Annotated in this window: 17 protein-coding genes; 9 read left to right on the forward strand and 8 right to left on the reverse strand. The window is 70.9% G+C overall.

Translation table 11 applies throughout. From position 1 onward, the window contains the following. The first annotated feature begins 20 nt into the window (after window positions 1–20). Complete coding sequence (locus tag ACZ52C_RS09120; protein WP_469074073.1) at window positions 21–1,076, forward strand: MaoC/PaaZ C-terminal domain-containing protein; 1,056 nt, start codon at window positions 21–23, stop codon at window positions 1,074–1,076. Between the two features lie 80 nt (window positions 1,077–1,156). Here ACZ52C_RS09120 and ACZ52C_RS09125 read toward each other — a convergent pair whose 3' ends face one another. The 6 genes from ACZ52C_RS09125 to ACZ52C_RS09150 all read right to left on the reverse strand — a co-directional run bounded on the left by ACZ52C_RS09125 (window position 1,157) and on the right by ACZ52C_RS09150 (window position 5,764). After that, window positions 1,157–1,804 (reverse strand): TetR/AcrR family transcriptional regulator, encoded by a 648-nt coding sequence (locus ACZ52C_RS09125; protein ID WP_045559338.1) that lies wholly within the window; start codon window positions 1,802–1,804, stop codon window positions 1,157–1,159. A 105-nt stretch (window positions 1,805–1,909) separates the two neighbouring features. Continuing rightward, window positions 1,910–2,329 (reverse strand): DUF4229 domain-containing protein, encoded by a 420-nt coding sequence (locus tag ACZ52C_RS09130; protein WP_469074074.1) that lies wholly within the window; start codon window positions 2,327–2,329, stop codon window positions 1,910–1,912. 106 nt (window positions 2,330–2,435) lie between these two features. Next, window positions 2,436–2,960, reverse strand: coding sequence for a GNAT family N-acetyltransferase (locus tag ACZ52C_RS09135; protein WP_469074075.1), 525 nt, complete (start codon window positions 2,958–2,960; stop codon window positions 2,436–2,438). A 269-nt stretch (window positions 2,961–3,229) separates the two neighbouring features. Further along, window positions 3,230–4,393, reverse strand: a complete 1,164-nt coding sequence (gene mqnE / locus ACZ52C_RS09140) for an aminofutalosine synthase MqnE (RefSeq protein WP_469074076.1) — start codon at window positions 4,391–4,393, stop codon at window positions 3,230–3,232. A 76-nt stretch (window positions 4,394–4,469) separates the two neighbouring features. Beyond that, complete coding sequence (locus tag ACZ52C_RS09145) at window positions 4,470–4,928, reverse strand: Lrp/AsnC family transcriptional regulator (RefSeq protein WP_469074077.1); 459 nt, start codon at window positions 4,926–4,928, stop codon at window positions 4,470–4,472. 128 nt (window positions 4,929–5,056) lie between these two features. Beyond that, the gene (locus ACZ52C_RS09150; protein ID WP_469074078.1) at window positions 5,057–5,764 is read right to left on the reverse strand and encodes a UbiX family flavin prenyltransferase; all 708 of its coding nucleotides are present in this window, start codon (window positions 5,762–5,764) and stop codon (window positions 5,057–5,059) included. Window positions 5,765–5,870: 106 nt separating this feature from the next. Here ACZ52C_RS09150 and ACZ52C_RS09155 point away from each other — a divergent pair, with 106 nt between their 5' ends. Then, window positions 5,871–6,503 carry a rhomboid family intramembrane serine protease gene (locus ACZ52C_RS09155; protein ID WP_469074079.1) on the forward strand — a complete coding sequence of 211 codons (633 nt, stop codon included), beginning with the start codon at window positions 5,871–5,873 and terminating at the stop codon, window positions 6,501–6,503. A 226-nt stretch (window positions 6,504–6,729) separates the two neighbouring features. On the opposite strand, the gene mqnP is transcribed toward ACZ52C_RS09155, so the two are convergent. Together mqnP and ACZ52C_RS09165 are read right to left on the reverse strand one after the other, a co-directional pair. Beyond that, complete coding sequence (gene mqnP, locus ACZ52C_RS09160; protein WP_469074080.1) at window positions 6,730–7,635, reverse strand: menaquinone biosynthesis prenyltransferase MqnP; 906 nt, start codon at window positions 7,633–7,635, stop codon at window positions 6,730–6,732. Then, complete coding sequence (locus ACZ52C_RS09165; protein WP_469074081.1) at window positions 7,632–9,089, reverse strand: menaquinone biosynthesis decarboxylase; 1,458 nt, start codon at window positions 9,087–9,089, stop codon at window positions 7,632–7,634. Before ACZ52C_RS09165 ends, mqnP begins: the two co-directional genes overlap by 4 nt. An 85-nt stretch (window positions 9,090–9,174) precedes the next feature. On the opposite strand from ACZ52C_RS09165, the gene ACZ52C_RS09170 reads away from it, so the two are divergent. From ACZ52C_RS09170 to ACZ52C_RS09200, 7 genes are all read left to right on the forward strand, one after another. After that, window positions 9,175–9,603, forward strand: coding sequence for a PLD nuclease N-terminal domain-containing protein (locus ACZ52C_RS09170; RefSeq protein WP_469074082.1), 429 nt, complete (start codon window positions 9,175–9,177; stop codon window positions 9,601–9,603). 95 nt (window positions 9,604–9,698) lie between these two features. Then, window positions 9,699–10,460 (forward strand): MerR family transcriptional regulator, encoded by a 762-nt coding sequence (locus tag ACZ52C_RS09175; RefSeq protein ID WP_469074083.1) that lies wholly within the window; start codon window positions 9,699–9,701, stop codon window positions 10,458–10,460. A 42-nt stretch (window positions 10,461–10,502) separates the two neighbouring features. Continuing rightward, window positions 10,503–10,832, forward strand: coding sequence for a gas vesicle protein GvpO (locus ACZ52C_RS09180; RefSeq protein ID WP_469074185.1), 330 nt, complete (start codon window positions 10,503–10,505; stop codon window positions 10,830–10,832). A 109-nt stretch (window positions 10,833–10,941) separates the two neighbouring features. Beyond that, entirely contained in the window at window positions 10,942–11,397 is a 456-nt protein-coding gene (locus ACZ52C_RS09185; protein WP_469074186.1) for a gas vesicle structural protein GvpA, read from the forward strand. Further along, the gene (locus tag ACZ52C_RS09190) at window positions 11,394–12,119 is read left to right on the forward strand and encodes a GvpL/GvpF family gas vesicle protein (RefSeq protein WP_469074084.1); all 726 of its coding nucleotides are present in this window, start codon (window positions 11,394–11,396) and stop codon (window positions 12,117–12,119) included. Before ACZ52C_RS09185 ends, ACZ52C_RS09190 begins: the two co-directional genes overlap by 4 nt. Window positions 12,120–12,245: 126 nt before the next feature. Then, a complete protein-coding gene (locus ACZ52C_RS09195) occupies window positions 12,246–12,482 on the forward strand; it encodes a gas vesicle protein GvpG (RefSeq protein WP_469074085.1) in 237 nt (78 codons plus the stop codon). Further along, the coding region (locus tag ACZ52C_RS09200; RefSeq protein WP_469074086.1) for a hypothetical protein at window positions 12,479–13,124 on the forward strand (646 nt) is incomplete at its 3' end. The genes ACZ52C_RS09195 and ACZ52C_RS09200, both read left to right, overlap by 4 nt.

Here is a 13,124-nt window from a genome sequence, read left to right on the forward strand (position 1 = left end):
GAGGAAGGGGAGACCGTCCGATGCCCACCGTCACCCTCACCCGACCGCCCTCCCTCGGTCCGCTTCTGGCCAGGGGCGCCCTCCTCTCCCCGGGCAAAAGCCGCAGGCTCCCCCGCGCGGCGGCCTCCGGGTTCGTCTCCCCCTCCCGGCTGCCCCGGCTCGTCCTGCCAGGCGTGCGCATCGACCTCGCCCGGCTCGCCGCGTACGAGCGGGTCTGCGGGTTTCCCACCGGCGAAGACGCCGTTCCGCTGACGTATCCGCACGTCCTCGGGTTTCCGTCGGCCATGCGGATCATGTCCGGTCGGGACTTCCCGTTGCCGGTCCTCGGCCTGGTGCACACCTCGATCGAGATCACCCGACGCCGACGGCTGCCCGCCACCGGGGAGTACGAGATCACCGTGTACGTCGCCGGGTTGACGCCCCATCGGCGCGGCACCGAGGCGACCGTCGTCACGGAGGTACGGGACGGGGAGGAGGCCGAGGGCGGGGCCGGGATCGCGTGGGAGTCCCGCAGCACGTACCTGGCCCGGCACGCACCCGTGCGGGAGCGGCGGGGTGAGGCTCGGGGTGACGGGGACGGGGGTGCTTCCCGGGAGAGGGGTGCTTCCCGGGAGGGGGGTGCTCTCAGGGACGGGTGGAGCGGTCGGGGTGAGGCGGCCGGGGGTGGGCCGGAAGGGGTGCCCGTGGTCGTCCAGTGGCGGCTGGGCGGGGATGTCGGCCGGCGGTACGGGGCCGTGTCCGGCGACCGGAACCCGATCCATCTGCATCCGCTCGGCGCCCGGCTGTTCGGTTTCCCCCGGGCCATCGCGCACGGCATGTGGACCGTGGCCCGCTGCCTCGCCGAGCACGGCGCGCCTCCGGCGACCCTCGTCCGCGCGGAGTTCCGGGCGCCGGTGCCGTTGCCGGGGGCGGTGACGTATCTGGCCGACGGGCGGGCGTGGGGTGGGTTCGAGTTGCGTGGGACCGAGGTGCCGGGGGTGGCCGAGGGCTCCGGGGCGGGCTCGTCAGACACGTCCGGTGGGTCGGGTGGCGGGCGTGTTCATGTGCGGGGGCAGGTGTTTCCGCTCGTCGCCTGAGGGTGGGATCGGATGCGGGTTCGGTGGGGGCTGGTCGCGCAGTTCCCCGCCGAACCCGCACCCGGCGACGAACGGCCCCCTCACGTCGCAGCCGGCGGTGTCCACGGACGCCCCTCCATCAGGTCGCCCAGCCCGGCCCAGGCGAAGTTCATCAGGGTCGTGGCGGCCTGGCGGGCGGTGATGCCGGGGGTCGCGTTGGCCCAGGCGGCGAGGGCCTCGGCGGCGCCGACGAGGCCCTCGGCGAGACCGGCGACCTCCCGCTCGGGCAGGGACGGGTCACGGCGGGCCTCCCGCGCGGCGACCAGGATCAGCCCGGTCACGAACGCGACCATCTCCTCGCGCATCGCCGCCACCTCCGCGGCGAACGGTTCCCCGTGCGTCCGGGCCTGGAGATGCAGCACGGCCCAGGCGTCCGGGTTGCGCGCGGTGTGCGTGAAGAACGCCCCCAGCCCCTCCCAGAGTTGGCGGTCGGCGGGCAGTTCGGGGTTCACACCCGCGCGGACGGCCGTGGTGAGCGCCTTGGCCTCACGGCGGATGCAGGCCGTGAAGAGGTCTTCCTTGGAGTTCAGGTACAGGTACACCAACGGCTTGGAGACACCCGCCAGTTCGGCGATCTCGTCCATCGACGCCGCCCGGTACCCACGCTGCCCGAACGTCCGCACCGCCGCGTCCAGCATGTGCTGTTCCCGCACCGCACGAGGCATCCGTTTGCTCTTCACAGCACCCATGCGGGCAAGCGTACGGTTCCGACGGCGGGGACGGACCTGCGCGTCGGGCGGGTGATCTTGTGGGGCGGGTCGGCGAGCGCGGCTGCCGACGGTCCGCGTACGGCCCTACGAAGCCTTGCCGGACGCCGGCTGCGCGGCCGCCGCGTCGGCCTTGGCGGCCTCGTCGGACCCGGCGGTCGTCCCGTCGGTCCCGGTGGCCTCGTCGGCCTCGTCGGTCGTCCGCGGGCTCGGGGTCCGGGCCACGTCGTCGGCCTCGTCCTCCTGGCTGCGGTTGGCCGCGAGGTTGGACTTGACGCGGCCGATGGAGCGGTCGAGGCGGGGGGCGATCTGGGCGGAGGCCCGGTCGCGCTCCTTGCGGAGGGCGACGAAGCTGATCGGCGCGGAGACCAGCAGCGCGAGCACGACCATCCACATGCCGTTGGACGCGCCGAGGCCGCGCGGGGCGACGCCGGAGTAGACGAGGGCCCAGACGACCACGAAGCAGCCCACGAAGATACCGAGGCGCATCAGTGTGTAGCGGAGCATCTCAATCCACTCTTCCGTATCCGTTCCGAACAGTGCCACCGTTGTTCGCAGGGCATCGTCCAGTGAAGCACGGTCGGGGGGCGATCTTGCACGGGGGTGCGGGGCCTCAGCTCAGAGGCAGGAGCATCGTGATGTCGTCGCGGTGGTCGCCGGGGGCGACACGTATCGCGCCGGGGACGCGGCCGACCTCCTTGTAGCCGCAGGAGGCGTAGAAGTGTTCGAGGCCGCGGCCGCCTCGGCAGCACAGGCGGATGGCGTCTATGCCGTCGAAGTCGCAGGCCGCGTTCTCGGCCGCGGCCATGAGGGCGCGGCCGTAGCCCTTGCCCTGGTGGGAGGGGTGGACCATCACCGTGTAGAGCCAGACCCAGTGGGTCATCAGGCGGTGGGTGTTGAAGCCGAAGAAGGCGGTGGCGGCGGGGGTGCCGGTGTCGTCCAGGCCGAGGAGGAGGCGGTGTCTGCCTTCCGCCATGGCGGTGAGGTGTTTGAGGAGTTCCGGGCGGATGGTTTCCCGGGTGACCGGGGGGACGAAGCCCACCGCTCCGTCGGCGTTGGAGACGTCCGCCCAGAGGGTGAGGATGCCGTCGTGGAGGGCGGGGGTGAGGGGTGGGTCCAGGTGGAACGTAAGGGGCATGGGGTGACCGTAGTCATTACGTGCGGCTCGTCTCAAGAGGGATTCGCCCCCGCCGCCCCTACCCTTCCCTCCCCCACTCTCGGCTTCGCTCGAGCGGGAGGTGCCCCCACCAAGGGGCTGCGCCCCTTCGACCCCCAGCGTCCGTCCGGTGGGGGCTGGTCGCGCAGTTCCCCGCGCCCCTGAAAGGCCTACGGCCTTTCGGCCCTTTCAGGGGCGCGGGGAACTGCGCGAGAAGCCCTACCCACCCGCACCCGAACAACCGGCCGGCTTCAGACTCGCATCGGCTGCGGGGATTCGCGACGCGCCGGGTTCGGGCCCTCGTACTCGCGGATGATCTCGTACCTCGTGTTGCGTTCTACGGGGCGGAAGCCCGCGTCGCGGATGAGGTCCAGCAGGTCCTCGCGGGTCAGTTTGTTCGGCGTGCCGTAGTTGTCCGCGTCGTGGGTGATCTTGTACTCGACGACCGAGCCGTCCATGTCGTCGGCGCCGTGCTGGAGCGCCAGTTGGGCGGTCTGGACGCCGTGCATCACCCAGAAGACCTTGACGTGGGGGACGTTGTCGAAGAGGAGGCGGGAGACGGCGAAGGTCTTCAGGGCCTCGGCCCCCGTGGCCATCTGGGTGCGGGCCTGGAGGCGGTTGCGGACCTTGCCGTCCTGGACGTCCACGAAGTCGTGCTGGTAGCGCAGGGGGATGAAGACCTGGAAGCCGTTCGTCTCGTCCTGGAGCTCACGCAGCCTGAGGACGTGGTCGACGCGGTGGCGCGGCTCCTCGATGTGGCCGTAGAGCATGGTGCACGGGGTCTTGAGGCCCTTCTCGTGCGCCAGGCGGTGGATCCGCGACCAGTCCTCCCAGTGGGTGCGGTGGTCCACGATGTGCTGGCGGACCTCCCAGTCGAAGATCTCCGCGCCGCCGCCCGTGAGGGATTCGAGGCCCGCGTCGATCAGCTCGTCCAGGATCTCCGACGCCGTCAGACCGCTGATCGTCTCGAAGTGGTGGATCTCCGTGGCCGTGAAGGCCTTCAGCGAAACGTTCGGGAGGGCGGCCTTCAGTTCCTTCAGGGAGCGCGGGTAGTAGCGCCACGGGAGGTTCGGGTGCAGGCCGTTGACGATGTGCAGCTCGGTGAGGTTCTCGCCCTCCATCGCCTTGGCGAGCTTCACCGCCTCCTCGATGCGCATCGTGTACGCGTCCTTCTCCCCCGGCTTGCGCTGGAAGGAGCAGTACGCGCAGGAGGCGGTGCACACGTTGGTCATGTTGAGGTGGCGGTTGACGTTGAAGTGGACGACGTCACCGTTCTTCCGCGTCCGCACCTCGTGCGCCAGACCACCCAGCCAGGCCAGGTCGTCCGACGCGTACAGCGCGATGCCGTCCTCGCGGGTCAGCCGCTCACCGGAGCGGACCTTCTCCTCCAGCTCGCGCTTGAGCCCGACGTCCATGCCCACACCTTTCACCGACCGACCTGCCTGCGTGCTTGCCTGCTTCGAAGACCTCGTCAACCCTACGTGCCCCGCCCTACAGCTCCTCCTCCGGCAGCTCACCCACCCGGTTCTCCCACTTCGTGGAGAGCACGATCGTCGTACGGGTGCGGGAGACGCCCTTGGTGCCGGAGAGCCGACGGATGGTCTTCTCCAGGCCGTCGACGTCGGGGGCGCGCACCTTGAGCATGAAGGAGTCGTCGCCGGCGATGAACCAGCAGTCCTCGATCTCCGCGAGGTCCCGCAGCCGGTTCGCCACATCTTCGTGGTCGGCGGCGTCGGAGAGCGAGATGCCGATGAGCGCGGTCACGCCGAGGCCGAGGGAGGCCGCGTTGACGGTGGCGCGATAGCCGGTGATGACACCGGCCGCCTCCAGCCGGTTGATGCGGTCGGTGACACTGGGTCCCGACAGTCCGACGAGGCGTCCCAGCTCCGCGTAGGAGGCCCGGCCGTTCTCCCTCAGGGCCTGGATGAGCTGCCTGTCCACCGCGTCCATGCGATCGGTTGCCTTCCGCTGAAGAGTTGCGTCGTGGGTGCTGCTTGGTTGTTCAGTGGTACGAGAAAACGGGTTCGTGCAGCGGGCCGGGGAGGAGCATGGTGCCGGCCGGGGTGGGCGTGTGCGGCTCAGTCGGTCGCACCGGAGGCGCGCGCCCCGCCCACCTCGCCCTCCCAGCGCCGGTACAGGGTGTGCGGGACGCCCGCCGCGTCCAGCGCCCGTCCGGCGACGAAGTCCACCAGGTCCTGGATGTGCGTGGCCCCCGCGTAGAAGGCCGGGGACGCGGGCAGTACGGTCGCGCCCGCCTCGTCCAGGGTCACCAGGTGCCGCAGGGTCTGGCCGTTCAACGGGGTCTCGCGTACGGCGACGACGAGCCGCCGCCCCTCCTTGAGGGTCACGCTCGCCGCCCGTTGCAGCAGGTCCTTGGAGAGCCCGAGGGCCACGCCCGCGACGCACGCCGTCGACGCGGGGACGATCAGCATCCCCTTGACGGGGTACGAGCCGGAGGACGGTCCGGCGGCCAGGTCGCCGGGGGTCCAGTGACGTACCCGGTCGCCGCCCTCGCCGTCGAGGTCCACGGCGAACGTGCCGGGCTTGCCGTCCGCGCCGTGGGACAGCCATTCCCGCAGGTCGTCGCGCCAGTGCGCGTCGCGGAAGGAGATTCCCGTCTCGTCGAGCAGGGTCAGCCGCGAGGCCCGGGACACCACGAGGTCGACATCCTCGCCCGCGGCGAGGAGCGCGCGCAGCACGGCGGCGGCGTATGGGGTGCCGGATGCGCCGGACACCCCTACGATCCAAGGCGTACGCGGTGTCTTCCCTGGCTTGACTGGGTTCACGACACCGAGCCTATCCGGCGGCGCGCGGCGGGAACCGGCCAAGGGGGCCCGGCCGTTTCCACGAAGGACGCGTGAGGTCGGCGTGAGGTCGGGACGGGGGTTCGACATGGCAGGTGGAGTGCGGGGAGCGCTGCGCCCCGAGCGGGAGTGGTCGCGCGGGGACCGCGCGAAGGCGGCGGCCAAGCTGATGGTGGGCTGGGTGGCGCTGCTGTGGATCCTGGAGGTCGTGGACGTGGCGATGGGCCACGCCCTGGACGACTTCGGGATCGTTCCGCGTTCGGTGCCCGAGCTGGTCGACGTGGTGCCCGCCTCGTTCATCCACTTCGGCTTCGCCCATGTCGCGGCGAACAGCGTGCCGTTGCTGGTGCTGGGGTTCCTCGCCGCGCTCGGCGGGCTGCGCCGCTTCGCCGCCGTGTGCGCGCTGATCATCGTCGCGGACGGGCTGGGGGTCTGGCTGATATCCCCCGACCACACCAACACCGCCGGTGCCTCCGGCGTCGTCTTCGGGCTCTTCGGGTTCCTCGTGGTCACCGGCTTCGTCGAGCGCCGGCTGCTGGGGGTCGTGGTGGGTGTCCTGGTCGCGGCCGTGTGGGGCGGCGCGATCCTCGGCGGCATCGCCCCCACCGAGACCGGCATCAGCTGGCAGGGACATCTGATCGGCCTGGTCACGGGCGTGGTGGCGGCGTTCGTGTTCCGCCGCCGGACCACGGGCCCGGGCCCTGGTTCCTCGGTCGCCTGACGGCTGGGGGCGCGGGTTCTTCGGCGGGTGGGGGTCCGGTGGGGCTTCTCGCGCAGTTCCCCGCCCCTGAAAAACAGGGGCTGCGCCCCGTGCTTTCCAGGCCCGCAGGGCCGTGGTCTTCCAGGCCCGCAGGGCCTGGTCTTTGAGGGGCGCGGGGAACTGCGCGAGAAGCCCCACCGGAGCCGCAGTCGCCGACGAACCCACACCCCCACCCCCTGAGGCGCTCCTAGAACGTCAACCCCCGCACCACCAGATCCAGCAGCGCGCACACGAACAGGGCGATGCCGATGAAGCCGTTGACGGAGAAGAACGCTCGGTTCAGGCGGGACAGATCGTGCGGGCGCACGATCGTGTGCTCGTAGACGAACGCGCCCGCGACGATCGCGAGGCCCAGCCACAGGAACGCGCCCGCGTCGGTGACGACCGCGTACCAGGCGAACAGCGCGGTCGTCAGCACATGGCAGACCCGTGCCGCCCAGATCGCCGCCGGGATGCCGAAGCGCGCCGGGACCGACAGCACGCCGGACTCCCGGTCGGAGTCGACGTCCTGGCAGGCGTAGATGAGGTCGAAGCCGCCGATCCAGATGCCGACGGCCAGGCCGAGGACGACCGCCTCCCAGGACCACTCCCCGGTGATCGCGAGCCAGCCGCCGACCGGGCCCATGGCCTGGGCGAGGCCCAGGATGGCCTGGGGGTAGTTCGTGAAGCGTTTGCCGTAGGGGTAGACCACCATCGGGATCACGGCGACGGGGGCGAGGGCCAGGCAGAGCGGGTTCAGCAGCGCCGCCGAGCCGAGGAAGATCACGACCGCGACGAGGGCGCCGGTCCACGCGTGCCTGACCGACATCGCGCCGGTCACCAGCTCGCGGTGCGCCGTACGCGGGTTCCGCGCGTCGATCTCCCGGTCGATGATCCGGTTGACCGCCATCGCGAACGTGCGCAGGCCCACCATGCAGACGGTGACCAGGAGCAGCCGGACCCAGTGGATGTTGCCGTCCAGCTGGAACATGGCGGTGAGCGCGGCGATGTACGCGAAGGGCAGCGCGAAGACCGAGTGCTCGATCATCACGAGGCGGAGGAAGGCCTTGGTGCGGCCCGGCTGTCGCGGGATCGCCGCCGACGCGCTGGTCACAGGCCGTACTCCTTCCAGCGGCGGTCGACGAGCGCCGCCGTGGCCGGGTCCGACTCGACCATGTCGGGCCAGCCCCCGTCCCGTGTGTAGCCCTCCTCGATCCACTTCTTCGTGGCGTCGATGCCCGCCTTGCCGCCCCAGAACTGCTGGTACGAGGCGTGGTCGAGGTGGTCCACCGGGCCCTCGACGATCGAGAGGTCGCGGGCGTAGTCCGTGTTGCCGAGGGCGCGCCAGGCGACCTCGTGCAGGTCGTGGACGTCGCAGTCGGAGTCCACGACGACGATCAGCTTGGTCAGGGACATCATGTGGGCGCCCCAGATGGCGTGCATGACCTTCTGCGCGTGCTTGGGGTACTTCTTGTCGATCGAGATGATCGCGCAGTTGTGGAAGCCGCCCGCCTCGGGGAGGTGGTAGTCCACGATGTCCGGGACGATGATCTTCAACAACGGCAGGAAGAAGCGTTCCGTCGCGCGGCCCAGCGGTCCGTCCTCCGTCGGCGGACGGCCGACGACGATCGACTGGAGCAGCGGGCGCCTCCGCATCGTCACGCAGTCGATCTTCAGCGCGGGGAAGGGCTCCTGCGGGGTGTAGAAGCCGGTGTGGTCGCCGAACGGGCCCTCGGGGAGCATCTCGCCGGGCTCCAGCCAGCCCTCGATCACGACCTCGGCGTTCGCCGGCACCTGCAACGGCACCGTCTTGCAGTCGACCATCTCGATCCGCTTGCCCGCGACGAACCCGGCGAACAGGTACTCGTCGATGTCACCGGGGAGCGGCGCGGTGGAGGCGTACGTCACGGCGGGCGGGCAGCCGAAGGCGATGGCGACCGGCAGGCGTTCGCCGCGCTTGGCGGCCACCTGGTAGTGGTTGCGGCTGTCCTTGTGGATCTGCCAGTGCATACCGATGGTGCGCTTGTCGTGGCGCTGGAGGCGGTACAGGCCGAGGTTGCGCACGCCGGTCTCGGGGTGCTTGGTGTGGGTGAGCCCCAGGTTGAAGAAGGAGCCGCCGTCCTTGGGCCAGGTGAAGAGCGCCGGCAGCAGGTCCAGATCCACTTCGTCGCCCTGGAGGACCACCTCCTGCACGGGCGCGCTGTCCGGCTTCACCTTCTTCGGCGGCACGTGGGCCATCGCGCCGAGCTTCCCGAACGCCTCCCGCACGCCCACGAAGCCCTGGGGCAGTTCGGGCTTGAGCAGGCCGCCGATCTTCTCGCTGATCTCGCCGTACGACTTCAGTCCGAGCGCCTTCAGCAGGCGGCGGTCGGTGCCGAAGACGTTCATCGCGAGGGGCATCGCGGAGCCCTTCACGTTCTCGAAGAGCAGGGCGGGGCCGCCGGCCTTGTTGACCCGGTCGACGATCTCCCCGACCTCCAGATAGGGGTCGACTTCGGCCTTGATGCGCTTGAGATCGCCCTCGCGCTCCAGTGCGCGGAGCAGGGAGCGAAGATCGTCGTAAGCCATGGGGTCCAGTATCCCCGAGGGGCTACCCTGACCCCGTCACGGGGCCAGGTGCACGGCCCCGCCACCGCTTCCAGGGGGCTGTTCCATGCTCAGGCTGTTGATGTACCTCGTGCCGTTGGCGCTGACCATCTACGCGTTCATCGACTGCCTCAACACCCCCGAGGACGAGGCGAAGCACCTGCCGAAGATCGCCTGGGTCTTCATCATCCTGCTCTTCTGGATCGTGGGCCCGATCGCCTGGCTCGCCGCGGGCAAGCTCCGCAACGCGCCCGCCGGTGGTCGCACGCCCTCGGAGTGGCACCGCAACCACCGCACGGAGTACGTCGCCCCCGACGACAACCCCGAGTTCCTGAAGTCGCTCGCCGAGGACAACAAGAAGGACGAGTCGCTCCTGAAGAGCTGGGAGGCCGACCTGCGCCGCCGCGAGGAGGAACTGAAGCGGCAGGAGCAGGAGCGGGGCGAGAAGGGCGGACAGGCCGAGAAGCGGGAGAAGAAGGACGGCGAGGAGGCGTGACGGCGGCGCCGGTCGGCCACGTGAGGGCCGTCTGGCGTCGGACCGCCGACTGACACGGCCGTCCGGCACGTCGAAGCGTTCTGGCCTTCCATCCGATGCCCGCACCCGGCCCACCCCCACGTCCCTCCGCCCGCCTGCGCCCCGTCGACCTCGCCCGGCTCTCCGGTGTCTCCACGCAGCAGATCCGCAACTACGAGGAGGCCGGGGTGCTGCCGCCCGTGCCGCGTACGGCCTCGGGGTACCGGATCTTCGGGGACGCCCACCGGCGGGCACTGCTGACGTACCGGGCGCTGTCGAAGGGGTACGGGGCGGTCGTGGCGACGCGGATCATGCGGACCGTGCACGAGGGGGACGTACCGGGGGCACTGGCGCTGGTGGACGAGGCGCACGCGGCGCTGCACACGGAGCGGGTGTCGCTGCGCGTGACCGGGGAGGCGCTGCGGGCGCTGGCCGGGGAGCCGCCCGAGGACGACGTGCCCGCCGCCGACCTGCTGATCGGCGAGGTCGCGGCCCTGCTCGGCGTGCGGACGTCGACGCTGCGGGTCTGGGAGGCCGCCGGTCTGCTGTCCCCCCGGCGCGAACGCGGCACCGGCTATCGCCACTACGCCCCCGACGAGGTGCGCGACGCCCGCTTCGTCCTCGCCCTCCGCCGCAGCCACTACCTCCTCGACGACATCCGTCCCGTCCTCGAGGACCTCCGCGCGGAGGGTGGTACGGAGGCCCTGCGCGCCGCGATCACCACCCGCCACACCGCCCTGACCGCGCGTACGGCGGCCATGCTGGAGGGCGCGGGCCACCTGCACGCCTATCTGACCCCACCCACCGCGCCCCCTCTCTCCCCCCGGGGTGGCATATGACCCGCCCAAGGTCGATGATGGACAAAGGGTAAGAAGGTGATGATTACGAACGGTCGGGAGTCGGAAAAGCACCGTTCCTCGTCGCGGCAGGCGCCCGCCGAGGAGCGGGCCTCCGCACCCGAGGCCATGCGGAGCGCGATCCAGCAGCTGTCCGAGTTGCTCGGCCGCGCTCCCGAGTCCGTTTCCGCACTGAAGCCGACCGACGAGGGCTGGGAGGCCCAGGTCGAGGTCCTGGAACTGGAGCGCATTCCGCAGACGACCAGCGTGATGGCTGCCTACCGGGTGTCTCTGGACCCCGCGGGCAAGCTGCTGGCGTACGAGCGTGGACGCCGGTACACACGCGCGCAGATCGACCGGGGCAGCTCCCGCTGAGCCGCCGAGGCCACGGCCGCCGCCGAAGAACCCGGCGGCCGCCGTCGGAGCCACGGCCCGCGCCCTTCGCCGGACGGCTTCCCGTACTCGGAGGGAAGAAATCGTGACTGTGGTGCCGCAGAGCGAGGGCGGCGCCCTCGCCCCCCGTGGCGGTGGCTCGGGGAACCTCTACGACGTCCTGGAACTGGTCCTCGACCGGGGCCTGGTCATCGACGCGTTCGTCCGCGTCTCCCTGGTGGGCATCGAGATCCTGAAGATCGACGCCCGGGTGGTCGTGGCCAGCGTCGACACCTATCTGCGCTTCGCCGAGGCGTGCAACCGGCTGGATCTGGAATCGGGACGCAAGGCCCCCTCCCAGCTGACGGACATCGTCGGGAACACCGTCGAGTCGGGCGCCCGGGGCAAGAGCAAGGGCGCGCTCACCGGGGCGGCCGAGGCCGTCACCGACTCGCTGTCGAAGAAGCGCGACCACGACGAGGAGCGCGAGTCCGTGCGCGAGAAGCAGCGCGTGAGCTCCGGGCGGAGCGGCACGAGCCGCCGTACCTCCAGGGACCGTGAGGAGTGAGCGAGCCGATGTCGGTCTACGTCTACGCGATCACCAAGGCGGCGCACCCGCTGGGCCTGGACGACGTCAAGGGCGTCGGCGAGGATCCCACCGCCCTGCACGCCGTCAGCAACGGCGAGCTGAGCGCCGTCGTCAGCGAGGCACCTGACGATCTGTCGGTCAGCCGCCGGGACGTGGAGGCGCACCAGGAGGTCCAGCTGCAACTGTGGACCGAGGGCGCCATCCTGCCGCTGAGCTTCGGTTTCGTCGCCCCGGACGAGGCGGCCGTGGAGGCGCTGCTCCAGGAGCAGGCCGAGACGTTCTCCCGACGTCTGGACGAACTGACGGGGCGCGCGGAGTTCAACGTCAAGGGCGTACTGGACGAGGACACCCTCCTGCGCGCCGTCCTGACGGAGTCCGCGCGGGCGCGTGAGCTGAACGACGCGATCCGTGAGGGCGGTGGCACGTACGAGGACCGCCTGGCGCTCGGTGAACTCGTGGCCCAGGAGGTGCAGGGCCGGCAGGAGGCGCTCGGCGAGGAGGTCCTCGCGGCGCTGCGGCCGTACGCCCTGGACGAGCGGCTCGCCCCGGCCTCCCAGCAGTACTTCGTGAACGTCTCCTTCCTGGTGGACGGCGAACGGGAGGACGAGTTCGCCGAGGCCGGCGGGGAGCTGGCCGAGGCCCTCGGAGAGGGAGTGGAGCTGCGGCTGCGCGGGCCGCTGCCGCCGTACAGCTTCGTATGACCGCGCATATGACCGGTCATGACCGGTCATGACTGACGGTTCGTGACTGACCGCTCATGACCGCATATGTGACCGCCGGATGACCTGGGAGGCGATGTGGTGGGACTGGTCGGGACCATTCTGACGTTGCCGATCGCTCCTGTGCGGGGCGTCGGGTGGGTGGTCGACAAGGTGCGGCAGGCCGCCGAGGACGAGTACTACGACCCGGGGCCCGTCCAGGAGGAGCTGGTGAACCTGGAGCGGGCGCGGACCGAGGGGCGGATCGACGAGGAGGAGTTCGCGCGGCGCGAGGAGGAGTTGCTGCGGCGACTGCAGGAGATCAGCGCCTACCGGCTCCAGCAGCAGAGGGAGACGGAGTCATGAACAACGCCACGATGGGCGCGGCCGTCCTCGGCGGCTATCTGCTGGGGCGGACGAAGAAGGCCAAGCTCGCCCTCGGCCTCGGTGCGCTGCTGGCCGGGTCGCAGGTCAGACCCGGACAGCTGGGCAAGGCGCTCGACGCCCCGTTCCTCGGCGACCTCACCCGTCAGGTGCGCGGGGAACTGGCGGGCGCGAGCAAGGCCGCGGCGACCTCCGTGCTGTCGTCGAAGGCCGACCACCTCGCCGACGCCCTGCACGAACGCACCACGGGACTGCGGGAGCGGGCGGAGGGCAACGGCGGCGCGCAGGACGACGAGCCCGAGCCCGAAGAAGAGCCTGAGGAAGAGCCTGAGGAAGAGCCCGAGGACGAGACCCAGGACGAGACCCAGGACGAGACCCAGGACGAGGGCAAGGCAGAGGACGAGACCCAGGACGAGGGCGAGGCCGAGGCCGAGGACGAGGCCGAGGCCGAGGCCGAGACCCAGGACGAGGCCGAGGGCGAGGACGAAGCCGAGGACGAGGACGCGACCCAGGACGAGGACGAAGCCGAGGACGAAGCCGAGGACGAGGACGCGACCCAGGACGAGGACGAAGCCGAGGACGAAGCCGAGGACGAGGACGCGACCCAGGACGAGGACGAAGCCG

This window comes from Streptomyces sp. NPDC034049 (assembly GCF_055575575.1).

Coding starts and splice junctions, on each gene's coding strand:
- ACZ52C_RS09120 (WP_469074073.1), top strand. CDS start 21: ATGCCCACCGTCACCCTCACCCGACCGCCCTCCCTCGGTCCGCTTCTG.
- ACZ52C_RS09125 (WP_045559338.1), bottom strand. CDS start 1,804: ATGGGTGCTGTGAAGAGCAAACGGATGCCTCGTGCGGTGCGGGAACAG.
- ACZ52C_RS09130 (WP_469074074.1), bottom strand. CDS start 2,329: ATGCTCCGCTACACACTGATGCGCCTCGGTATCTTCGTGGGCTGCTTC.
- ACZ52C_RS09135 (WP_469074075.1), bottom strand. CDS start 2,960: ATGCCCCTTACGTTCCACCTGGACCCACCCCTCACCCCCGCCCTCCAC.
- mqnE (WP_469074076.1), bottom strand. CDS start 4,393: ATGGACGTCGGGCTCAAGCGCGAGCTGGAGGAGAAGGTCCGCTCCGGT.
- ACZ52C_RS09145 (WP_469074077.1), bottom strand. CDS start 4,928: ATGGACGCGGTGGACAGGCAGCTCATCCAGGCCCTGAGGGAGAACGGC.
- ACZ52C_RS09155 (WP_469074079.1), top strand. CDS start 5,871: ATGGCAGGTGGAGTGCGGGGAGCGCTGCGCCCCGAGCGGGAGTGGTCG.
- ACZ52C_RS09165 (WP_469074081.1), bottom strand. CDS start 9,089: ATGGCTTACGACGATCTTCGCTCCCTGCTCCGCGCACTGGAGCGCGAG.
- ACZ52C_RS09170 (WP_469074082.1), top strand. CDS start 9,175: ATGCTCAGGCTGTTGATGTACCTCGTGCCGTTGGCGCTGACCATCTAC.
- ACZ52C_RS09175 (WP_469074083.1), top strand. CDS start 9,699: ATGCCCGCACCCGGCCCACCCCCACGTCCCTCCGCCCGCCTGCGCCCC.